Here is a 22,782-nt window from a genome sequence, read left to right as displayed (position 1 = left end):
GCCCAACATGTCAGAAACCGTATCAATAACACTAAAGCCAGGCTTCAAGAATTTAATTAGTGGCCTAGACGGCAGCAGAAAAGCATTACAACTGCTAGCAATAGCCTCTCAACATAAACAGCCAACTCTTTACATGGCCAATACTGTTGCCGAATTAAATGAGCTTGAAGATGAAATACAGTTTCTAAATCAAAACAAAAGAGAAATATTGAGATTTAGCGACTGGGAAACATTGCCATATGATGCCTTTTCACCGCACCAAGACATCATTTCTCAGCGTTTGGAAACACTGGCCAAACTTTCCGAAACGAAAAACCCGATCGTACTAACAACGGTTGCTTCTTGCCTAACACGACTTTGCCCAAAACAGCATCTTGATGCTCAACGTTTTCATTTAGAAGAAGGGCTGGAGCTACCTCTTGAACAGCTATCAAGAAAACTAACAAACGCGGGCTACTTAAACGTCGAAAATGTCCACGAACATGGCGAATACGCCATTCGTGGCGCCTTGATGGATGTCTACCCGATGGGCGCAGAAAACCCCATTAGGATTGACTGGTTTGACAATGAGATTGAGTCCATTCGATGGTTCGACCCTGAAACACAACGCAGCATAAGCAAAGTTTCAGAAATCAAAATGCTTCCAGCAAAAGAATTCCCAACCACATCACAGGGCATTCAGCAGTTTCGCCAAGCTTTTAGAGAACGCTTTGAGACAAACCCGCTTTCAAGCCCGATTTACCAAGATATTTCCAGCGGCCTGATTCCGGCAGGCATAGAATACTATTTACCTTTGTTCTTTGAACAAACCGCCAGTATATTTGATTATCTACCTGACAATACTCTCATCATTCGCTCAGACAACTTTAATGATCAGTTTGCCAGCATTCAACTTGATTTCCGTAGTCGCCACGAATCACTTAATTACAACATCGAGCGCCCTATTTTAAAGCCCGATGAAATTTGTCTACGAGAAGATGAGCTTTTTGCACAACTTAATCGATATACAAACATCATTTTTTCGACAGCGGGAGATCACCCAGCATATAAAGCCCTTGATGTTGTTAAAATTGATTCGAAAGCAGCGCGCCCCCTTGGCAAACTACAAGACTTCCTCGCAAAAACAACAGCTAGAGTTCTTATCGTCGCAGAGTCTGCGGGCCGCCGAGAAGCACTGCTTGATCTGCTAAAAAAATACGACATTAAACCTAAGCAAGTGGACGGCTGGGCAGCTTTCACCAAATCAACAAAGGCGCTCGCCATCACCGAAGGTAATATTGGTCGCGGTTTCATCATTAATGATGAGCTAGCCCTAATTCCTGAAAGTGAAATATTAGGCGAGCGCGTTTCTCAGCATCGTCGACGCAATAAACAAAGCAATATTAGTGAAGACGCGATCATCCGCAATCTCACCGAACTGAGATTAAATGCTCCTGTTGTCCACATCGATCACGGCGTCGGTCGCTACCTTGGACTAACTAATTTAGAAATAGATGGACAAGAGACAGAACTCCTAACGCTAGGCTATGCCAATGACGCAAAACTTTATGTCCCTGTTTCATCATTACAATTAATTTCTCGTTACACAGGCGCAGATGAAGATACCGCACCACTGCATAAACTTGGTACTGACAAATGGAGTGTCGCCAAACAAAAAGCAGCAGAAAAAGCTCGCGACACAGCGGCAGAACTACTAGAAATATACGCACAACGCGAGGCACGAGTTGGTTATGCTTTCGCTAAGCCAGATGATCAATACGAATTATTCTCTGCAGGCTTCCCGTTTGAAGAAACACCCGATCAGCAAATGGCAATCGATGCAGTCATGGCCGATATGTCGACTAAAAAGCCAATGGATCGCTTGGTCTGTGGCGATGTGGGATTTGGCAAAACAGAAGTCGCCATGCGAGCAGCCTTCCTAGCCGTTCAAGACGGAAAACAAGTGGCCGTTCTTGTCCCAACCACACTACTCGCTCAACAGCACTATGAAAATTTTTGCGACCGTTTTGCTGACTGGCCAGTAGAGATCGAACTATTATCTCGTTTTCGCTCAGGCAAACAATCCAATACATCAATCGATCGACTAGAGTCCGGCAAAGCAGACATTGTTGTTGGCACCCATAAACTCATCCAGAGTGATGTTAAGTTTGCTAATTTGGGACTGGTTATTATCGATGAAGAGCATCGTTTTGGCGTGAAGCAAAAAGAGCAATTTAAAGCCCTACGAGCAGAAGTTGATATATTAACCTTAACCGCCACACCAATTCCTCGAACACTAAACATGTCTTTGTCTGGTATTCGTGATTTATCAATTATTGCCACACCGCCAGCCAAACGCTTATCTGTAAAAACCTTTGTAAAACAAAAAGACGAGCATCAAATAAAAGAAGCTATTTTGCGCGAGCTGCATCGTGGCGGGCAGGTTTATTACCTACACAATGAAGTACAAACTATCCAAAAAGCGGCGGAAGAGTTGGAGGAATTAATCCCAGAAGCTCGCGTTATTGTTGGTCACGGTCAGATGCGCGAAAGAGAGCTGGAACAAGTCATGTCTGACTTTTACCACAAAAGAGCCAACGTGCTCGTCTGCTCTACCATTATAGAAACTGGCATCGACATACCAAACGCCAACACGATTATCATTGAGCGAGCCGATAAATTTGGTTTAGCACAACTACACCAATTGCGAGGCCGTGTTGGTCGATCTCACCATCAGGCTTATGCATATTTACTGACTCCAAATGATCGTAAAGTCACAGGCGATGCAGAAAAACGCCTTGAAGCCATCATGCTTGCTGACAAACTTGGCGCAGGATTCACGTTAGCAACTCACGATTTAGAAATCCGTGGCACCGGCGAACTATTAGGCGACGGTCAAAGTGGACACATTGAACACGTTGGTTTCTCGCTATTTATGGACATGCTAGACAGAGCAGTAAAATCCCTCAAAAATGGTGAGTCTCCCGATATAGATATTACGTCTTCTGCGCAAACCGAAGTAAACTTGCGAGTACCCGCACTCATTCCAGAAGATTATTTAGGTGATGTACATTCACGGTTGATTCTGTATAAACGTATTGCCAGCGCAAAAAGCAGCGACGAACTAAAAGATCTTCAAGTGGAAATGATTGACCGCTTTGGACTACTGCCTGACGCAACAAAAAACTTATTCCGTCAAACAGAACTAAAACTTAAAGCGGAAAGCCTTGGTATTAATAAAATTGAAGCCAATGCAAAAGAAGGTAAAATCTTCTTTAACAGCAAAACACCAGTCGACCCGATGAAGCTTATTCGACTCATCCAAACGAAACCCGATACCTACAAACTGGTTGGCTCTGATACGTTGAAATTTTTAGCTCCAATGAATAGCGCGGAAGAGCGCTTCCAACAAACGACAATGACTTTGGAATTATTACATTGAAATCCCTGATTGCTATTTTTCTATCCCTAAACCTACTCAGCACTCAAATTTTTGCTGCTGATGAGCAAATCAACCCCGATACAGCTAGAGCCTATGAAGGCTACATGGTGACATTCCAATGGCCAGACGCTCTAACTAGCGAGCAAGTAAATTACAAAAGCATTCTTTCGACAGACAACCTTATTCGCCTAACAGGTGATGAAAAAAGCACCGACAACAACAATGCGCAATCCACACCTTTCGGAAACGTCGAAGCAAGGTTAGGTAAAAACGTCACAATATTAGCCAACAAAAAATGGACTCTCATTTTCAGATACCCAGGAGACACCATCAGGAAATCCTTCTATAGTGAACAAGAGAAAGATGGCTACCCAGAACTAACTGGCAACATCGCCATTAAACTTGGGCGTTACTTAGAGTCAGACATCCAATATAAACACTATCTGTTTGACAGTTTCACTCAACCTGATCCCATTCAAAACAGCGAACATGATGGAAGCTCATCAATATTTTCACAGACAAAAAACCAACCTGATTTCAAAGAGTTCGAGCCTGCATTGGTATTGAAGCTAAATCAAAGTAATAAAACAGCCAGCAAAAAAGTAAACTATCTAGACCATCCCACGATTGGCACATTAATATATTTCGAGCCAATTGAGTTAGAAGACGCAATAGAGAAAATTGCTACACAATCAGTAGCACCCGAAACAGGGAAAAGCCTAACTTACGATTCTCTGCAAAGCACAAACGAACTAACAAACAGGTAGAACAGCAAACACAAAAAAAAGAGTGGCATGCATCGCATACCACTCTTTTTTCAATTCTTTTTTAAAAGCTTTCTTTTTTATGACACTCTTTTTTATGACAAAGTAGCTTTTCAAGATTACTAATTAATAACCACGAGACTGCGTTATTTTTCCAACCCAGGATACAGCCTTTTGTTCCAAAGCCGAAAAGAATGACAGACCAAGACGTTCAGCCATACCTTTTGGTTGCTTATAAGTCACTTGTATTACGTCTGCATTTTCATAATGAGAAACCAAATAAGCATCACTGGTCATCACCACATCAATCAACTTATTCTCTATGGCTTCAGACCCATACCAAGTGTCACCAGTAGCAATATCTTCGATATCCAATTGCGGGCGCTGGCTAGACACAAAGCGTTTAAACAAACCGTGTGTGTCTTCTAAATCTTGTTTAAATTTTTCACGTCCTTCATCGGTATTTACACCCAACATAGTTAAGGTGCGCTTATATTTCCCTGCGGTATGCAGCTCAACATCAATCAAACTCTTATCAAGCAATCTATGTACGTTAGGAACTTGCGCAACCACACCAATCGAACCAAGAATCGCAAACGGTGCTGCAATAATTTTATCGGCGACACACGCCATCATGTAACCACCACTGGCAGCAACTTTATCTACACAAATTGTTAATGGGATATTTGCTTCCCGAATACGCTGCAACTGAGAAGCAGCCAAACCATACCCATGCACTACACCGCCACCACTTTCCAGACGAACAACCACTTCATCCTGCGGTTTAGCAACGCTTAAAATTGCCGTAATTTCTTCTCGCATCGTTTCAACTGCAGAAGCTTTTATATCACCATCAAAATCCAAGACATAAAGACGCTTTTTAGCAACTTCCTCGGTTTCCTTAGGCGCTTTTTTCAACGCTTTTTTTTCTAACTTTTCTTTTTTCTTTTTTTCTTTTGCCAAACTCTTTAGAACTTTTTTATCCAACAATTGATGATCTAGCTCAGCTTTCATAGCATCATAGCTTTCATTTAACTTAGTAACAGACAAACTACCTGGCTGCGATTTGCGCTTTCCACTAGATAAAGCCGCTAAAAGAAAACCTATAACCAAGGCAACACTTACTAATTTTAATAAAAAACCCACGTAATCAGTTAAAAATTCCAACATCTCTTCCTCTAAATAATCATAACTTCTTGAGATAGTGGGGCTATTTTTATAAATAGCAATATCTATAACTCATTAATCACTATAGATACTGTTTTCTTTATCCCTTATTATCGTCTAACTTAAAAACATCGTAATACCTTGCCAACAAGTTAATGCTTTCCCGAAAGGAGCAATAAATGAAAACCTCTTTATCACATGCGCTTGGCAACAATTTCCTTGGGGCATCCCCCCTCTGGTACAAACAAGCAGTGATCGCATTTCTTATCATCAACCCTATTGCCGTGATTACGTTAGGACCTTTTATTACTGGTTGGTTGTTTATCATTGAATTCATATTCACCCTTGCTATGGCTCTGAAATGTTACCCCCTTCAACCAGGTGGGTTAATTGCTATTCAGGCAGTCCTACTAGGACTGACCAGCTCAGATGGTGTTTATCATGAAGTAAATAAAAATTTCGATGTGATTTTACTGCTTATGTTTATGGTCGCTGGCATATACTTTATGAAAGATATGCTGCTGTTTATTTTTAACAAGCTATTAGTCAGAGTAAAATCTAAAATAGTCATTTCATTAATTTTTAGTTTTTCTGCGGCCCTACTTTCCGCCTTTTTGGACGCTTTAACTGTCACTGCCGTTCTGATAAGTGTTGGAGTTGGGTTTTATTCGGTTTACCACAAAGCAGCTTCTGGCCAAAGTTCTAATAAAAACCACGACCATGCAAAAGACGACTCTATCCTGCCGATAAATACCGAAGATCTAAATGAGTTTCGCTCGTTTTTACGAGATTTGTTAATGCATGGCGCTGTAGGTACCGCTCTTGGTGGTGTATCGACACTGGTTGGCGAACCACAAAACTTATTAATCGCCAAAGTAGCAGGCTGGGATTTTATTGAGTTCTTTCTCTATGTCGCTCCTGTATCAATGCCCGTTTTAGCCTGTGGTTTATTAACCGTCGTAATACTAGAAAAAACAGCGTGGTTTGACTATGGCGCACAATTACCTGATACAGTACGAGACATTCTAAATAATTTCGAAAAAGAAGAGAGCCAAAAACAAACCAACAAACATAAAGCTAAATTAATCATTCAAGGCATTGTTGCTATTGTACTCATCTTATCTTTGGCATTCCATATTGCTGAAGTTGGTTTAGTTGGGCTTATGGTTATTGTTCTACTAACTGCGTTCAACGGCATTACTGATGAGCACCAAATAGGCCACGCATTTGAAGAAGCTCTACCTTTTACAGCATTACTAGTTGTGTTTTTCACCATTGTGTCTGTGATACATGAGCAACACCTATTCCAGCCAATTATTGATATTGTGCTGCATATGCCAACAGACTCTCAGCCCATTATGTTCTTTATTGCTAACGGTATTTTATCCGCAATCAGCGATAACGTATTTGTTGCAACCGTTTATATTAGTGAAGTAAAAGCAGCGCTTGATGCAGGCACCATTACCCGCGAACATTTTAATACGCTTGCAGTTGCTATCAACACGGGCACAAACCTGCCAAGTGTAGCAACACCAAATGGACAAGCTGCATTTTTATTCTTGCTAACTTCTGCGATCGCCCCTCTGTTGCGCCTGTCTTACGGCAAGATGGTTTGGATGGCCTTACCTTATACAGTTGTACTTAGCGTTGTCGGCGGGCTTTGTGTCACCTACTTCTTATAAGACACGACTACTCAATACACATAAAAATGCCCTCTTCTAGGAGGGCATTTTTTTGCTTATTACTTTATAAATTCGTCGTATTCATATTGCTAAACTAATGTTTAATCCGCCACAACGACTGACCTGATTTTTTATCAATCAAATCCAAGCGCTCCTCATGGACTTTTAGTTCATCTTCACTCGCCCTAATAACCTTCAATGCTGGACGATCTTTAGAGAATCGGCGGATTTCTTCAACCCCACCTTCCTCTTTGGACTCTGAATCAGAGTTATTAGCCAAGCCAAGGCTGGTCTGCCCACCCGTCATCAACAAATAAACGTCAGCAAGAATTTCTGAGTCTAAAAGAGCGCCGTGCAATTCACGGTGTGAGTTATCAATACCATAACGTCTACACAAAATATCTAGGTTATTCTTCTGCCCTGGATGCTTTTTACGGGCATAAACCAAACTATCAAAAACACCACAAACCTCTGCCGTTTTCGGATAACCGCCAATACGGGCAAACTCATGATCCATAAAGCCAATATCAAAAGGCGCGTTGTGAATAATTAGTTCGGCGCCTTTTATAAAATCGAAAAACTCTTGGGCAATTTCATGGAAACGTGGTTTATCTGCCAGAAACTCATTACTGATTCCGTGAACCCGAAAGGCTTCTTCTTCCACTTCTCTATCAGGATTGATGTAAACATGAAAATGTCGCTTAGTTAGCTTACGACCAATCATCTCCACGCAACCAATCTCAATAATACGATGGCCTTGCTTTGGATCAATACCCGTTGTTTCCGTATCAAGCACTACCTGTCTCATGATGCAGCCCTTAATTCATCAATACCTTTATTCGCCAATTGGTCAGCAATTTCGTTACCTTCTATGCCAGCGTGGCCTTTCACCCACTTCCAAGTGACTTCATGATGCTGACACTGCTCATCTAAAGCTTGCCAGAGGTCTTTATTTTTTACAGGCTGCTTAGATGCCGTCATCCAACCTTTTCGCTTCCAACCTGCTAACCACTCAGTAATCCCCTTCTGTACATAAGAGGAATCGGTATAAAGTGTTACTGAGCATTTTTCTTTCAACGCTCGAAGGCCTTCTATAGCCCCCATAAGCTCCATTCGATTGTTGGTTGTATCATGCTCCCCACCGCATAAGTGCTTCTCATGCTCTCCAAAAGTAAGCCAAGCTCCCCAACCACCGATGCCAGGATTACCCTTACAAGCACCATCTGTGTACATTATTACCTTCTTCACTCTTTCATCTCTTTTGCTGTTGGCTTTGATAATGGCGGCACTCTAACTCGAGCCCCTGACCAACGAGGTTTTAATGGAATAAAACGCCTTACTTGTTTGGTTGCAGTCATCACATACACACCACTAAATGGCAGCTTGAGAGGCCTAAACATTTTATCAATCCAGGCAAAGCGCGACCGCCACTTACTACTCTGAAGCGGCGGTTCATAAAAAACAAAACGTTTTGATTCTAATGTTAAGCCAGCTACTTTTAGCCAGTCTTCTAAACGCTGATGAGCAATAAAATGCCCACACCAAGGCGCTTTAACTTTCTTAGAAAATAGGCGACGACACCCCCACAAGCTCCAAGGGTTAAAGCCAATAATAACTAGCTTCCCACTTGGTAATAAAGTTCTTGCAGCCTCCCTTAGGTCGTCATGGGGTGTGGCAGAAATATCTAACGTATGATGAAAAACATGCACATCCACACCATCCGCCTCGAAAGGTAGCTCACTTGCTCTAGCGACAATAGTATTACCAGGAGCACCAAACTCTAAAACGGGCGCAATTAAAATACTTTCGCGTAAACGGTGATTCTTCAGAGAAAAATCTCTAAGAGGCGACTGACTCACTAAATAGTAACCTACTGCAGAATCAAGCTCAGAGGTTATCTCACTCAACTCTAATTGCAACAGGCTATCGCCTAGGTTACTTTTGTACCAATTTTGAAAAAATTGTCTTGATTGATCATCCAACATACAATGAATTCTCTATTTAAAACGGTATGACTGTGTCTTTTTATTATTTTTCTTGGCGCGTCATATAAAACACAATAACCCTTTAAAAGTAGACACTTTATGACTATCTTTCCGCTTCCCGCCTTTAATGACAATTATATCTGGATAATCCAAGATAAAGATAGTTCGGGTATTTGGGCTGTGGACCCAGGTAAAGCAGATGTTGTTTTGAACTACTGCCGCGAATACAAAAAGACCTTAACAGGCATTTTAATTACTCACCACCATAAAGATCACACAGGCGGAGTCGCTGAACTAAAACAGCGCTCAAATTGCCCTGTGCATGGACCTGAGCATCTTACAGAACTCGTCACTCATCCTGTCGATGATAATGACCAAGTTCAAATCTTTTCAAAAATATTTACTGTCATAGCAACACCAGGGCACACTCTTGATCATTTGTGTTATTTTTCAAAACAAGAAACGCCCATTTTGTTTAGCGGCGACACTCTATTTAGAGGTGGATGTGGTCGCATAATGGAAGGCACACCTGAACAAATGCTAACGGCTATGACAAAGATCTCAGACTTGCCAGATGATACGCTAATTTATGGCACTCACGAATACACTCTAGCCAACTATCGCTTTGCACTTTCTGTAGAGCCCAATAACAAAGACCTAATAGAAAGCAATAATACGTGTAAAAAACTACGCGCAGAAGAAAAGCCAACCTTGCCAACAAAACTCAGCTTAGAGAAAAAAACTAACCCATTCTTAAGAAGCCATATAGAGGCCATTAAAGTTCAAGCAGCACAACAACTTAACGAAATTCCAGCAGAGAATTCTATTGCTGCATTCAGCCAAGTGAGACGCGCCAAAGATAGTTTTAGTTGACCTATTGCGCTACAACCTTAAAATGTCGAAACTTTACTCAATTTTGTGACCTACATGATATATAAATTTTTATGGGTTTGCCTCGCCAGCCTAGCACTAAGTGCATGCCAAACCGCTTCGAAAATAGAAAGGAACAATACATCCTCAGACCTAATAGAATCGGCGGAAGATACTGATATTGTTGAAGCAGATACCGAACAATTAGGCTTCATTGACACAGTCCCACCAGTTGACTCTGCAACTGAAGACACAGCTCCCACAGAAGAGCCCCTTATAGCGACCAGCAAGCCAAAAGCACCAGAAGATATCTGGGAAAGAGTCCGCACAGGATTTCAATTAGACCTAGACATAGACAGACCACGACTGTCTTCTCAGTTACGCTGGTTTAGCTCTCACCCTTCGTACCTCGACAGAGTATCAAAACGCGGTGAACGCTACTTATATTACATTGTCGACGAGCTAGAAAAAGCAGGAATACCAACTGAAATCGCGTTATTACCCATCGTCGAAAGTGGCTTTGATCCTTTTGGTTACAGCCATGGCCGCGCCTCTGGCCCTTGGCAGTTCATCCCCTCTACTGGACAAATGTATGGACTAGACCAAACATGGTGGTATGACGGTCGCCGAGACATTATTGGCTCAACACAAGCAGCTATTGCTTACTTAACTCGACTGCATAAAATGTTCGATGGCGATTGGCTTCACGCGCTGGCATCTTATAACTCTGGAGAAGGGACAGTACTAAGAGCCATCAGAAAAAACAAAAAAGCTGGCAAACCGACGGATTTTTGGTCTTTAGATCTCCCTAAAGAAACTCGAGCTTACGTTCCGAAGTTGATTGCCCTAGCAAAAATCATCAAAAATCCTGAAAAATATAATTACTCAACCTACTTCATTCCTAACAAACCATATTTCGATGTCGTCAATATCGGCGGACAACTCGATCTAGCCCAAGCAGCGGAAATGGCTAATGTGAGCATTGATGAAGTCTATTTACTAAACCCAGGCTTCAACCAGTGGGCAACTTCACCAGATGGGCCGCACAGATTACTTATGCCCGTCTCTAAAGCAAAACAATTTAGAACAAAACTAGCAGAGATTCCTAGCAAAGAACGAGTTACTTGGGTTCGTTACACAGTAAAAGCTGGCGACAACTTACTTCTTGTTGCAAAACAGCACAACACCACAGTCAATGTCCTACAGGACGTAAATAAAATATCCTCGACCATGATTCGTGTTGGACAAGAGTTAATGATCCCAGTTGCTGGCAATGATATAGAAAGCTACACACTAAGCTCTCATCAGCGCTTATTAGCCAAACAATCTCATGCACCAAACCGTAACCGTATAAAAATAAACTACACAGTTAATTCTGGCGACAGTTTATGGTTAATCTCAAATAAATACGGTACGGACAGTAAGACATTAGCCCGATGGAACAATATGGGACTTGCAGACCCGCTGATTCCAGGCAAGAAGCTGGTTGTATGGTTAGAACCTAAGCAGTCAGAAAACAGCACCCGAAGCGTAATGAAAAAAGTGGTCTACACTATTCGCTCTGGTGAGTCTCTAGCTGTCGTTGCTAATAAATTCAATGTATCAGTGAATGATATTCGAGATTGGAATCCAAAGGTTGGTGGTAAGAAATACGTTCAACCTGGAGATAAAGTCACCCTACTCGTCAACGTAGTCGGCGGATAAATAATTAGATTAGATCCAACAAAAAAGGGCTGAAAATTCAGCCCTTTTTTTTATAACTCGCATATCACAATTTTAAGACTGCAATATCACTCGTAACGACAAAGGTAAGCAGTCATTTCAGCTACTTTCAATTGGAAAGTCTGGTTCGCTTCAACAATGAAAGTATCGCCTTTAACGAAGGTTTTCCAATCATCTTCTGTAGGCAACTTAACAGTTAAAGCACCAGACACAACCGTCATATACTCTCGCTGACTCGTGCCAAACTCGTACTCACCAACCGCCATAACACCAACGGTTGATGTCCCTTCCGCATTATTCAATGCAATAGATTTCACTTGATCATTAAAATAGCTATTTACCGTTAACGCTGTACTCATATACAAGTTCTCATTTATGTTTGTAACAATTTTTTAGCTCAAAATACATCTAGGTATTTTTATTGCCAACCATTTCTTCAATTATCCATTCTTTAAAGGCAGACATTGCAGAGGTTACAGAACGGCGCTTTTCATAAACCAAGTAAAAAGACCGATTGGTGATCAAATGCTGATTGAACAAAACCTTCAACGTACCAGCTTCTATCTCAGGCATAATAAGCTCTGGATCGGTTAATGAAATACCCAAGCCTTGAGCGGCCGCCCCCGCAGTAAGTGAGCCACTAGAAAACATCAAACCACGACGGAATAACTTAGGATCAAGATCATGTTGCTGCAACCAGTCATGCCACTCATCTTTTCGCTTAGTAACATGTAATAACGGGTAAAAACGCATATCTTCAGGCTTAACAATAGGCTGCTCTGGCTTAATCAAACGAGGATTACATACTGGAGCAAGTCGGGCAGGACGCAAATAATATGCTTCAACATCATCCCAATCTCCGCTACCAAAATATACGGCCATATCTATATCATTAGCTGAAAAATCAATTAAACCCGTTGAAGAGCTGATTTCGATCTGAATATCAGGATAGCGCTCTTGGAAACGCTCCATTCTTGGCATTAGCCAGCGAGTCAGGAAAGCTGGAGCAACGGCCAAACGAAGCGAACCTGATTTTTGTTTGCTCTTAAGCTCTGAAGTCGCATTTTCTAATTGCTCAAAAATACTTTTTATTGGCTTTAGATAAGACTCCCCAGCTTCCGTTAAGATCACTTTACGTTTAGTACGGCGAAACAATTCAAGGCCTAGAAAGCTTTCCAGACCTTTGATTTGATGACTAATCGCAGAAGGTGTTACAGACAATTCCTTGGCTGCTTTATTGAAGCTGCCATGACGAGCGGCAGACTCAAAACACTTTAATGAATTTAATGGGGGTAAACGATTAATAAGCTCATCTCCAATAGATAAGAAAGTAAATGAAGGCACATTCCTTCAAAGTCACGACTCACCTTACAATTTTTTTGAAAGACTGAGACTTAATAAAAGACCAATTTGTACCTTACTTAATCAATATCGTGAATATAGCTCACCTGTCAATTAATAAAATCTAACTCTTTGGATAAATTAACAAAAAACTAGCTGCTACTACTCATCTTCATCGCCAACATTATCTGGCGTAACAAAACGCTTAGGAGGTAATTTAAACGCATCAAAGCCATCTTGTTGATTGTCATGGAAACGTGCTTTGCCTGCCGGCTTTTTATTTGTCTTCTTAGGCGCCTTAGTTGGTACTTTCGTGCTGCCTTTTTTAGTTTCTTGACGAGCAGGTTTAGGAGGAAGCAGACCTTTAAACTTCGGTTCAAGCCCTTCAATAGATTCTGTTGTAAATGTCTTTTGTAAAAATACCTCTATCGCTTTGAAGTTCACCCAGTCTTTCGGGCCAACCAAAGAATAAGCATCACCTTTAAAACCAGCGCGGCCAGTACGACCCGTTCGATGCACAAATTCTTCCGCTTGCTTTGGTAAATCAAAGTTAAAAACATGAGACACGCTAGCAATATCCAAACCACGAGAAGCAACATCTGTACTTACCAATACATCAAACAGCCCTTTCGCGAAGCTTTCCATGGTTTTATTACGAGCGCTTTGAGACAAGTTACCGTTCAAAGCTTGAGTGCTTAATCCCCAACCCGCAATGATCTCAGATAAACGCACCGTATCGCTTTTCGTTGCAGTAAAGACAATGGCTTGTTTAATGGTTTGCCCCACTAATAAGTGTTTCAGCAGGGCTTCTTTATGATCCAGATGATCACAAAGCAAAACATGCTGAGAAATATCTGTGTGCTCATCAAAACCTTGACCAATAGCGACTCGCGAAGGCTCTCGCAATAGCTCTCCAGCGATTTCGCTGATTTCGGTATTATCAAGCGTCGCTGAAAAGAATAAAGTTTGACGCTGACGATGGCTTGCTGCCGAGTTAATAGCTCGCATGGCATCAGCAAAGCCTAAATCCAACATACGATCAGCTTCATCCAAAATAAGCAGCTCAAGCCCTTCAAGAAAAACATGACGCTGCTTTAAGTGGTCAACTAAACGACCCGGTGTTGCCACAATAAAATGTGGATCTTTTTGCAAAGATTTATGTTGATCGTTAAAGTTCTCGCCGCCTTGAATAAGAATTGAGGTAAAACGGCTAGCCGCCAACAAAAGACGCAGTTGACCAAAAACCTGTTTTGCCAATTCGCGAGTTGGCACCAAAATCACTACTCGCGGATCACGCTTAGACAAGGCTTTTTTCTTGTAAACTCGATGCAACGCAGGCAAAAGATAGGCAAGTGTTTTTCCCGAACCTGTTTTTGACGACGCTAACAAGTCTCTACCAGCCATTGCTTCTGGAATAGCACGAGCTTGAATCTCAGTTGCCTCATCAAACCCCAAGTGGCCAATGGACTTTAAAATGCGATTATCAAAACCAAATTCTTCGAATAACAAACAAATACCCCTTCAAAACTAAAATACTACGCAAACAAAGCGTCACGTCTAATTTGCGCATTATAACCTAGACAGGCTCAAATTCGTTATGCATCTTGCATTAAAAGATAGCTTTTACCGGCACTTATTATCCCCATACCAATGCCTTTCGGTGCCTCGACCTGCTCAAGGCTTTCGGCAATACCATAAAACACATTTCGTCCTACCAAAGCCTTCATACCATAACGCATTGAAACATAAGGCCGCTCTTCTTCCTTATACCAGTCCATCCAAAGATCGCAATCAACACCAAGCACCAGAACATCATCAGTTAACGTTGCAAATTCTATCGCTCTACCACGTTCTGTCTCTATCCATTGCCAACGAGTAATAAGAAAAGGAGCATCTTCAACTTGAATTCTAACTTTCTCAACAGGCGTCACTAAAAAATGCTCGCCATTTTCAAACCACAATATTCGGCTAAACATGGCCACCATTGCAGAGCGTTTAATCTTACCGCCTTCATGAAACCACTCACCGTTCGCTTTAATCACCATATCCATATCACCACAAAATGGCGGTTTCCAATTATGGACTGGTGGCAGGCTAGAAGACGTCACCTCATAAAGGCCTTTTAATTCTATATTTGACATAATTTATCTCACTATAAGATTAGCGCCTCTCACTTCATCAATAATATTATTCACCTTCAACACAAAGCCTTGAATACATTTCACTGTTAGAATAACACCAACTAACAAACATCCCGAGACGCAGACCGACATTATCTGCCTCGTCTAATTAGAGTGTGACATTATGAAATCGGAATTAGCAACAAAGTTTCAAGATCCTAGTCGAGGCGTTTACTTCATTGGTACAACACCACCAAAATCCTCTCTTGAAGAAGCACAGCTAGAACAAGTAAGCCAAAAACTGCTTGAGCGCCTTGATAATATCGACGTCGATGGTTTAATCGTTTATGACATTCAAGACGAAACTAGCCGAATTGACAAGCCACGCCCTTTTCCTTTCATGGAAACTCACGACCCACGAGCTTGGTCAAAGCGCCTTCATCAGCAATCAGGCAAGCCGGTAATTACCTACAAATCTGTTTCATCCCGTAGCTCAGAGGAGTTTTCAGGCTGGCTAACTGAGGCGTGGGAACAGTACGGTATTCGTGATTTAGTATTGGTTGGCTCACCTTCTTCAAATGGTGATATCAAGCTACCATTGCCGCAAGCTTATGAAACCCTAAAAGCATCACCTCATGATTTTAATCTTGGCGGCGTGACCATTGCAGAACGTCATGCAAAAAAAGGCGACGAGCATTTACGCCTGTTAAAAAAATCTGAATCAGGTTGTGAGTTCTTTATTTCACAAGCCGTTTACAACCACCAAGCGACCGCTGACTTAATCAGCCGCTACGCGAGAACTTGCAAAGAAAAGGGCGAAACACCTAAGCGCATTATTTTAACATTCACACCATGTGGCAGTGCAAAAACACTTGAGTTCATGGAGTGGTTGGGGATTTCCGTGCCGGATGCAACAAAGCACCGCATTTTAGATGCTAAAGCACCACTAGAAGAGTCCATTAAAATCTGCCGTAATGCGTTAGAACAAATTATTGAAACCGCGCTACCTCTTGGCGTTCCGCTTGGTTTAAACATCGAAAGTTTAACTAACCGAAAAGAAGAAATTGACGCCTCTATCCAGCTTTACAATCTGTTAAAGGCGACGCTAGATCTTAAGCTTGCTGAGCAGTCTTTGTCTAAATAGTCATTCTAAATAGACTCGCTAAATAAGCGTATCCAGCATAGCTAAAACCGATTCAACACGGATGTGCTGCATGGCCTTAGGGTCATGCACACGTGTTGACCAAGGCAGCTCTGCGACAGGCTTTTGATACTCCTTCACAACTAGCTCCTCGTACACACTCTGCACTTTATCTAAATCACGATATGGCCCTGTTCTCTGCGGATTCGAATGAGCGTACAAACCAAGAACAGGCGTGCCAACTAGAGTTGCCATATGAGCAGGCCCAGTATCAGGACTAATTACCAGCGACGCCCCCTTTAAAACAGCCAACATTACATTCAGCTGGGTCTTCCCCACCAGATTAATAACCTGCTCAGCTCGGTTTGCAATAATTTGCTTTGCAAAAGCCACCTCTCTATCTGAAGGGCCACCAGTGATAACAGGACATATACCCTTCACTAACAATCGTTCAATGATCGCCTGATAACCCTCAACCGTCCAGTTACGATCCTCCTTGGAAGCCGATGGGTTAATAACCACATAATGATCCGGCAGACCAAGATCTGGTTCTGGCAAGATTAACTCACAAGGCAATGTAGGCTCTGAAACCCCCAACACACTGGCAATAGATAAAAAAGAATCGAGAACGTGCTCACCTTTAGGCTCAGGCGCGTACTCATTAACAAACCAATGTTGTTTTTCACGAGAATGAGACAAAGCAAAACCAATGCGTCTTTTTGCTTTAATCAGACGAGAAACTACACTCGCCCTAAAAGACCACTGAAAATGCAGCAACACATCAAACTTTTGATTACTTAATAGAGAACGCAGCGCCAACAATCCAGAAAAACCGCTTTTTTTATCATATACAACCACTTGCACACCATCGAGCAAACGCACTAAATTTGCCTCTAACGGAGAAGTTATCCAAGTCACTTGGATAGATGGATAACGCTTCATAATAGACTGCACTACTGCCATTGCGTGACACACGTCACCCAATGCTGATAATCGAACCACGGCCAAATGTTGAATATTCTCTTGTTGCATGTCTTCCTCTAGGGCTGCTTAAACTCAGCAAGTATTATAGAATAGACACCCTTGAATGTGTCCAAATTTGTAGACATTACAAAGAACACCTTGATAAAGCGAGTAACATGCCACAAACCATCAACATATCACCTGATACGACACTATTAAAAAGCGACCAAACATTACCGCTATCAGCAGCTTGGTTTGACCCAGAATTCTGGCAGTCACAACAAGCATTGCACGGCACCGGAAATGGCCGTGGTGCTGTCTGGTTTATCAATAGTCAATTTGGACAGTTTGTCATTCGACGTTATCGTCGAGGTGGACTTATCGCAAAATTTAATAAAAGCCGATTTCTATTCACTGGATTAGAAAAAACACGCCCTTGGCTTGAACTTAGCTTACTAGAAAAAATGAATAATCTATCTCTTCCTGTCCCCCGACCTATTGGCGGCGCTCTCACGGTTAAATACGGTTTCTATCAAGCTGAACTATTGACCGAGACAATCAAAGACGCACAGGATTTATTTGATATTATCAAAAGTCATCGATCACCTGAGATTGACTGGAATGAAATAGGCACTGTAATAAAACGTTTTCATAACAACGGCATTTATCACTCCGACCTAAATTGCCATAACATTATGATAGATAATCAGCACAAAGTTTGGGTCATTGATTTTGACAAATGCGAACAAAAAGAGCCTCACCAAGACTGGATGCGGTCTAACATTGACCGCCTTAAACGCTCGATAACTAAAGAGTCCAATAAATATTCAAACTTTCATGTATCTGAAGAGCAGTGGCAGGCTTTTTTGGAGGGTTACCATGGCTAAACAAAGTACATTAAATAAAAGTATCTTCAAATTTATGGGACCGAAACATTGGCTAAGCTGGTTCGCTATGGGAATCGCCTATGTGTTAAGTTTTTTACCTTGGTCGTTACAACAAGTTCTAGGCAAGTATCTTGGCCGTACACTACACGCTATTGCCAAAAGACGTCGACATATATGCGATGTAAACTTAAAAATTTGTTACCCAGAAATGAGTGATACTGAACGAAAGAACCTCACAAAGGCACACTTTGAAAGCATGGGAAAAGGCACAATTGAAACATTTTCTTCTTGGTTTCAAAGCCAGAAAAAGTTTCAGTCACGAATCACTTTTGAAGGACAAGATATAGTTGATAAAGTATTAGCTAAAGGGCGAGGCTGCATCCTTATTAGTGGCCATTTCTCCTCCCTCGACTTTTGCGGAAGCCAAATGCCGCGCTTTATAGATGCTCATCCCATTTATAAATTACAAACCAACCCGGTGATGAACTGGGTAATGGAGCGTCAACGTAAAGCGATTTTCTCCAAAACCATCGAACGCACCAATATGCGAGAAGTTTTGAAATCGCTAAAGCAAAACAAAGCTGTCTGGTACGCTGTCGATCAAGATTATGGACGGAAAAACTCTGTCTTCGCTCCTTTTTACGGCCACCAATGCGCAACTATTGCTCACATTGGACGCATCGCAAATATGACCAATGCGCCAGTTGTGCTTTACGACTATGGCAGAACAAAAAACGGCTACCTCCTAAAATTAACAGAAGTCGAAAACTATCCAAGCCAAGATGATGTTGAAAATGCGACTAGAATTAATGAATTAATGGAAAAGGTTATAGAGCCTAAAAAAGAACAATATTATTGGACGCATCGTCGATTTAAAACGCAACCAATACATGGTGACCCTTCACCTTACGATAAATAAAAAAGAACCCCCAATATTGGCAGTCCAACTATTGGGGGTCACTTCAAACTATCAGTAGCTCTTTTTTAAGAAGATAACATTTTCTGATTACAGGCTATCTCTTACCTCAGCCATCAAACGCAATGACTTCAGCCTTGCTTCAGAATCATGGATAGGCATAGAAATAATCAACTCATCCACTTTTGTCAAATCAATAAAGCTAGATAATTGAAAGGCAACAGACTCTTTTGAACCCACGACAGCATATTGCAACATATGCTCAACCATGTGCTTCTCGCTCGGAGACCAGATCCCATCCATACTATCAACAGGCCTCGCAAAAGGAAGATTGCGACTACGACGTAAATTCACAAATTGTTGCTGAGCAGAGGTAAATAAATATTTCGCCTCTTCATCTGTATCAGCAACAACAGCCATTACACCAGCCATTGTGTGTGGTTTGGAGAGTTGTTCCGAGGCTTTGAAATTACGACGATAAACAGTAAGCGCTTGAATTAATTGATCAGGAGCAAAATGAGAGGCAAAGGAATATGGCAAACCAAATTCAGCTGCAACTTGAGAGCTATATAAACTAGACCCCAACATCCATAAAGGAATATTAGTATTGCGACCAGGAACAGCCATAACACCCTGATTACCACCACCAAGCAGACGCTGCAACTCTAAGATATCATCCGGGTAACTATCCACAGAAGCATCCATATTACGTCGTAATGCCCTTGCCGTTTGCATATCGGTCCCTGGCGCTCTACCTAACCCCAAGTCAATACGACCAGGATAGAGTTCTGCTAAAGTACCAAACTGCTCAGCGATAACTAAAGGTGAATGATTCGGTAGCATTACACCACCAGAACCAATCCGAATTTTGGATGTAGCAGCACCAAGATGAGATAACACAACAGAAGTTGCAGAACTCGCAACTCCAGCCATCCCATGATGTTCTGCCAACCAAAAACGCGCGTAATTAAGCTCTTCTGCTGCAACAACCATTCGACGACTCATCGCCAATGAGTCCGCAACCGAACAGCCTTCAGCAATAGGAGCAAGATCAAGTATCGAAAGTGGAACCATAACATTCATCCAATAAAACTAATATACCCTCTATTTAAGACTCATCGACGCCAGTTACAAGCACTCAATCATGCACTAAATGCAGAAGCGTCCATCATGTCATTTATAAAGGTAATTAGCTTATTGATACCTTTGTACTATTTAGCACGAGTATAATACTCGTGCTAAAACCACTATCCATTTCCAAAACCACTATCCATTTACAAAGCTGCTATCTATTCTCTAAACGATTATAATCAAGAATCCCACTTTCTCTTGGGCGATCCAGCTTATTTAGGTTTCCAATCGCATCGCTAACAAACCAAAAATTAGGGTGAGTTCTTCGTATCCCAAAGCTATCTAAAAGAGCCGAATAATCTTCTTTTGTCTTAAGACTCCCGACTTGATCGGCCCAATCTATCAACTCACTTTCTTCGACCTGCATCAGCACATTAGGGTAATCACCCAAGACCCCCTTCACCAAAGTCACACCATCTTCGTCTGGCAAACGCGCAGCTTCTTCATCCAATAAACTGGAAATATTTGCGTGGGCTTTATTATGAATCAAACTAATGACTTCCAGCGGCACACCTTGCTGAGTCACTAATATGGTTGCAACATTCGGCAAATAAACCAACCCGCCTCCGCGCACCGCTTGAAGCTTATACAAGGCCTTACGCTGCTTAGCAGTTAACTTGCTTTGCTCCAAATCATAGCCATGATCTAGTACAGCAGTTAACTTCTCTCGAAGTTTTTCATATAACTCAGACTGATGATCATCCGTCACATAATCAATCTGGGTTTGACGATTAACTTTTATATAGTCACTAAAAATATAATCTTTAATTGTTTGATTCGCATCTCGATACCAATACTTTCGGACTGTCTCTCGATCTTCTTTAGGGAGTAAAAGCAAAAAATTCATCTCCCCTTCCATTCTTAAAAAGTCCATGTATAAACGGGTTACCAGCTGATGGCCAACATTACCGTACACATCAAACCCTGCCACCAGTAAATAATGAATACGCTCCAATAATGGATAATCAATCACCCAAGCAGTTTTGGGATGTTGCCCCACCATCCCCTTCACTACCGACGCATTATCAAAATGGCGAAAAATAGTTAACGCAGCATTATCATTATTGCCATCACCATCCCAAATTAAACTTAAATCCAAAGGAACCTTGCCACCAACTCCAACTTCTTTTTCAATTAACGCCGCTTTCGCCGACAAATATGACTTTTGCTGATCAGAAAAGGTAACCCAAGAGGCCGGTGATAAAGTATTACTAGACCCTATAGCAGGTAAATCCAAATTCTGAGCTTGATCCTCTAAGTAATCAGCTGAGCCTTTGTTATAAATTAATTCTGGATCAATAAAGTACACCCAAAATTGCTCATTAATCACATTAACAGCAACCTGTCCACGACAAACCGGACCTTTAATAAATGACATAATCGTTTTTTGCGAATGGTCTAGTAAGAAACGGTAACGCCCGTGAGCTGGTATCTCACGGAATGCCTTAAAAGGATTCGTTGCGACCTCAGGAGCATATCCAGGATCTCTCGTTACTTCATAATCATCAGTATAAAAATAAGACTGCCAGCGAGCATATCTCGCTTCATTCAACTGCATAGGAATATGATTTTTTTGAACTTTGACTTCAGGGTCAGCCCAGAGTCGATAATAAACACGATCTACACCTGGTGGGTCATAAGGGCGACGCGTAGCAATACGATCAATAGGCTCACCTGGCGGCGTTTTAGAGCGAACTAACTGGAAGCGAATCTCTTTACCGTCATCAAACTCTCTATCACCCAAGTAAAGACTATATAAATAAAGGTGTTCGTAGATATAACGAGAAACCAACTGCCCTTTTAGGTCATCTCCATTTAATCGCGATTCCCACAAAGCCACTTGCTGCTGTAGCTTAACAGGTAAAGGCTTAGCTTCTGGCATCTTGCCACCTTTCGCCAACCAACGCGTCAATACATCATACTCATCGGCACTAAGGGCAGGAAGACCATAAGGCATACCCCAATTAGGATAATCCTGCTCAAATTGCTGATACTCTTCAATGCTAACGCACTGTTGATCTCGAGCAAGTGAGAAATCATAGCTGTCCGGTAAAACAGGCTGAGTGAAATCACCTTGCGTTTTACGCAGCGCAATCGCTCGGTACAATAAACTGCCCTGCAGATTAGCCGAAGGTGACTGCTCTCGCTCATTTAAAACGGGATGAAAGCCTTTCGATCGCCATTCATCAGTGCTTTTAGCATCAATAAACAAACGTGTTGGGGAAGAAGCTAAAAGACGAGTACCATCATAAACAAGCTCTTTTGATCCTCCTCGCTCAATACCATCAGAAGCGGTAAACTTCAATTGACAAGGCGCATCATAACAAGCGTGACAAGAAACACAGCGACTGTCTAAAATAGGTCTTACTTGCTCATTATAAAACGCACTATCTTCATCACTAACGTCACTAACACGATTCGCTGGATCTTGCGTCCCAAAAACGTTATCAAATTGATGTGTCGCATAAGCCGCGCAGCCAGAAATCAGCAATAGCGAACAAAAAAGGGTCAGCCACCGAGACATAAAAAGGTTCCTCATTTTCCATTTCATCTTATTCGCAAAGCACTTTATGCTTATAATTCTGCAAGATCACTGCCAGACAGAAGCAGACTTAATAAAACAATTCTACCTTTACAAAATAAATAATTTCATAAAGGCATTAATATAAATA

General features: G+C 41.7%; 19 protein-coding genes. 8 read left to right on the top strand and 11 right to left on the bottom strand.

The window, feature by feature from the left end:
* The first annotated feature begins 7 nt into the window (after positions 1-7).
* Positions 8-3,421 (top strand): transcription-repair coupling factor, encoded by a 3,414-nt coding sequence (mfd, locus tag BUA59_RS01905; protein ID WP_072838016.1) that lies wholly within the window; start codon positions 8-10, stop codon positions 3,419-3,421.
* The gene (locus BUA59_RS01900) at positions 3,418-4,188 is read left to right on the top strand and encodes a CsiV family protein (protein ID WP_072838015.1); all 771 of its coding nucleotides are present in this window, start codon (positions 3,418-3,420) and stop codon (positions 4,186-4,188) included. The genes mfd and BUA59_RS01900 overlap by 4 nt, the downstream gene beginning before the upstream one ends.
* Positions 4,189-4,311: 123 nt before the next feature.
* On the opposite strand, the gene sohB is transcribed toward BUA59_RS01900, so the two are convergent.
* The gene (gene sohB / locus BUA59_RS01895) at positions 4,312-5,355 is read right to left on the bottom strand and encodes a protease SohB (protein WP_100635490.1); all 1,044 of its coding nucleotides are present in this window, start codon (positions 5,353-5,355) and stop codon (positions 4,312-4,314) included.
* Between the two features lie 176 nt (positions 5,356-5,531).
* Here sohB and nhaB point away from each other — a divergent pair, with 176 nt between their 5' ends.
* Complete coding sequence (nhaB, locus tag BUA59_RS01890) at positions 5,532-7,034, top strand: sodium/proton antiporter NhaB (protein WP_072838014.1); 1,503 nt, start codon at positions 5,532-5,534, stop codon at positions 7,032-7,034.
* A gap of 94 nt (positions 7,035-7,128) precedes the next feature.
* On the opposite strand, the gene dnaQ is transcribed toward nhaB, so the two are convergent.
* The 3 genes from dnaQ to BUA59_RS01875 are packed head-to-tail and all read right to left on the bottom strand — an operon-like array spanning position 7,129 to position 9,019.
* Positions 7,129-7,842 (bottom strand): DNA polymerase III subunit epsilon, encoded by a 714-nt coding sequence (gene dnaQ, locus BUA59_RS01885; protein WP_072838013.1) that lies wholly within the window; start codon positions 7,840-7,842, stop codon positions 7,129-7,131.
* Positions 7,839-8,282 carry a ribonuclease HI gene (gene rnhA, locus BUA59_RS01880; RefSeq protein WP_232617181.1) on the bottom strand — a complete coding sequence of 148 codons (444 nt, stop codon included), beginning with the start codon at positions 8,280-8,282 and terminating at the stop codon, positions 7,839-7,841. The genes dnaQ and rnhA overlap by 4 nt, the downstream gene beginning before the upstream one ends.
* Positions 8,279-9,019 carry a class I SAM-dependent methyltransferase gene (locus BUA59_RS01875; protein WP_072838011.1) on the bottom strand — a complete coding sequence of 247 codons (741 nt, stop codon included), beginning with the start codon at positions 9,017-9,019 and terminating at the stop codon, positions 8,279-8,281. The genes rnhA and BUA59_RS01875 overlap by 4 nt, the downstream gene beginning before the upstream one ends.
* Before the next feature lie 99 nt (positions 9,020-9,118).
* Here BUA59_RS01875 and gloB point away from each other — a divergent pair, with 99 nt between their 5' ends.
* Together gloB and BUA59_RS01865 are read left to right on the top strand one after the other, a co-directional pair.
* Positions 9,119-9,892 (top strand): hydroxyacylglutathione hydrolase, encoded by a 774-nt coding sequence (gloB, locus tag BUA59_RS01870; protein ID WP_072838010.1) that lies wholly within the window; start codon positions 9,119-9,121, stop codon positions 9,890-9,892.
* 54 nt (positions 9,893-9,946) lie between these two features.
* The gene (locus tag BUA59_RS01865; RefSeq protein WP_072838009.1) at positions 9,947-11,593 is read left to right on the top strand and encodes a lytic transglycosylase; all 1,647 of its coding nucleotides are present in this window, start codon (positions 9,947-9,949) and stop codon (positions 11,591-11,593) included.
* An 86-nt stretch (positions 11,594-11,679) separates the two neighbouring features.
* On the opposite strand, the gene ppnP is transcribed toward BUA59_RS01865, so the two are convergent.
* From ppnP to BUA59_RS01845, 4 genes are all read right to left on the bottom strand, one after another.
* Positions 11,680-11,970 carry a pyrimidine/purine nucleoside phosphorylase gene (ppnP, locus tag BUA59_RS01860; protein ID WP_072838008.1) on the bottom strand — a complete coding sequence of 97 codons (291 nt, stop codon included), beginning with the start codon at positions 11,968-11,970 and terminating at the stop codon, positions 11,680-11,682.
* 49 nt (positions 11,971-12,019) lie between these two features.
* Entirely contained in the window at positions 12,020-12,955 is a 936-nt protein-coding gene (gcvA, locus tag BUA59_RS01855; RefSeq protein WP_084122087.1) for a transcriptional regulator GcvA, read from the bottom strand.
* A 159-nt stretch (positions 12,956-13,114) separates the two neighbouring features.
* Positions 13,115-14,461: a DEAD/DEAH box helicase gene (locus tag BUA59_RS01850; RefSeq protein ID WP_072838007.1), complete on the bottom strand. Its 1,347-nt coding sequence runs from the start codon at positions 14,459-14,461 to the stop codon at positions 13,115-13,117.
* An 86-nt stretch (positions 14,462-14,547) separates the two neighbouring features.
* On the bottom strand, positions 14,548-15,093 hold the full coding sequence (locus tag BUA59_RS01845; RefSeq protein WP_072838006.1) for a DUF1285 domain-containing protein: 546 nt from the start codon (positions 15,091-15,093) through the stop codon (positions 14,548-14,550).
* A gap of 163 nt (positions 15,094-15,256) precedes the next feature.
* On the opposite strand from BUA59_RS01845, the gene BUA59_RS01840 reads away from it, so the two are divergent.
* Entirely contained in the window at positions 15,257-16,216 is a 960-nt protein-coding gene (locus tag BUA59_RS01840; RefSeq protein WP_072838005.1) for a methylenetetrahydrofolate reductase, read from the top strand.
* An 18-nt stretch (positions 16,217-16,234) separates the two neighbouring features.
* Here the strand turns inward: BUA59_RS01840 and BUA59_RS01835 are convergent, their stop codons facing one another.
* A complete protein-coding gene (locus BUA59_RS01835) occupies positions 16,235-17,245 on the bottom strand; it encodes a glycosyltransferase family 9 protein (protein ID WP_072838004.1) in 1,011 nt (336 codons plus the stop codon).
* Positions 17,246-17,352: 107 nt separating this feature from the next.
* On the opposite strand from BUA59_RS01835, the gene BUA59_RS01830 reads away from it, so the two are divergent.
* A complete protein-coding gene (locus BUA59_RS01830; protein WP_072838003.1) occupies positions 17,353-18,063 on the top strand; it encodes a 3-deoxy-D-manno-octulosonic acid kinase in 711 nt (236 codons plus the stop codon).
* A complete protein-coding gene (locus tag BUA59_RS01825) occupies positions 18,056-18,982 on the top strand; it encodes a lysophospholipid acyltransferase family protein (protein ID WP_072838002.1) in 927 nt (308 codons plus the stop codon). Before BUA59_RS01830 ends, BUA59_RS01825 begins: the two co-directional genes overlap by 8 nt.
* Before the next feature lie 87 nt (positions 18,983-19,069).
* Here the strand turns inward: BUA59_RS01825 and BUA59_RS01820 are convergent, their stop codons facing one another.
* Complete coding sequence (locus BUA59_RS01820; RefSeq protein ID WP_232728795.1) at positions 19,070-20,053, bottom strand: LLM class flavin-dependent oxidoreductase; 984 nt, start codon at positions 20,051-20,053, stop codon at positions 19,070-19,072.
* 211 nt (positions 20,054-20,264) lie between these two features.
* Positions 20,265-22,634, bottom strand: coding sequence for a fatty acid cis/trans isomerase (locus BUA59_RS01815; protein WP_072838000.1), 2,370 nt, complete (start codon positions 22,632-22,634; stop codon positions 20,265-20,267).
* Between the last annotated feature and the right edge of the window lie 148 nt (positions 22,635-22,782).

The organism is Marinomonas polaris DSM 16579 (genome assembly GCF_900129155.1).
In the GTDB taxonomy this organism is placed as follows: domain Bacteria; phylum Pseudomonadota; class Gammaproteobacteria; order Pseudomonadales; family Marinomonadaceae; genus Marinomonas; species Marinomonas polaris.
Note: the sequence above shows the minus strand (reverse complement) of the source record. Positions and strands in the feature narration are given on the sequence as shown.

Bases quoted from the DNA above. Each gene is read 5' to 3' on its own strand.
- BUA59_RS01845 (WP_072838006.1), bottom strand. From the start codon at position 15,093: ATGTCAAATATAGAATTAAAAGGCCTTTATGAGGTGACGTCTTCTAGC.
- BUA59_RS01835 (WP_072838004.1), bottom strand. From the start codon at position 17,245: ATGCAACAAGAGAATATTCAACATTTGGCCGTGGTTCGATTATCAGCA.
- ppnP (WP_072838008.1), bottom strand. From the start codon at position 11,970: ATGAGTACAGCGTTAACGGTAAATAGCTATTTTAATGATCAAGTGAAA.
- sohB (WP_100635490.1), bottom strand. From the start codon at position 5,355: ATGTTGGAATTTTTAACTGATTACGTGGGTTTTTTATTAAAATTAGTA.
- BUA59_RS01830 (WP_072838003.1), top strand. From the start codon at position 17,353: ATGCCACAAACCATCAACATATCACCTGATACGACACTATTAAAAAGC.
- BUA59_RS01865 (WP_072838009.1), top strand. From the start codon at position 9,947: ATGATATATAAATTTTTATGGGTTTGCCTCGCCAGCCTAGCACTAAGT.
- mfd (WP_072838016.1), top strand. From the start codon at position 8: ATGTCAGAAACCGTATCAATAACACTAAAGCCAGGCTTCAAGAATTTA.
- BUA59_RS01825 (WP_072838002.1), top strand. From the start codon at position 18,056: ATGGCTAAACAAAGTACATTAAATAAAAGTATCTTCAAATTTATGGGA.
- gloB (WP_072838010.1), top strand. From the start codon at position 9,119: ATGACTATCTTTCCGCTTCCCGCCTTTAATGACAATTATATCTGGATA.
- BUA59_RS01815 (WP_072838000.1), bottom strand. From the start codon at position 22,634: ATGTCTCGGTGGCTGACCCTTTTTTGTTCGCTATTGCTGATTTCTGGC.
- dnaQ (WP_072838013.1), bottom strand. From the start codon at position 7,842: ATGAGACAGGTAGTGCTTGATACGGAAACAACGGGTATTGATCCAAAG.
- nhaB (WP_072838014.1), top strand. From the start codon at position 5,532: ATGAAAACCTCTTTATCACATGCGCTTGGCAACAATTTCCTTGGGGCA.
- BUA59_RS01840 (WP_072838005.1), top strand. From the start codon at position 15,257: ATGAAATCGGAATTAGCAACAAAGTTTCAAGATCCTAGTCGAGGCGTT.
- BUA59_RS01820 (WP_232728795.1), bottom strand. From the start codon at position 20,053: ATGGTTCCACTTTCGATACTTGATCTTGCTCCTATTGCTGAAGGCTGT.
- BUA59_RS01875 (WP_072838011.1), bottom strand. From the start codon at position 9,019: ATGTTGGATGATCAATCAAGACAATTTTTTCAAAATTGGTACAAAAGT.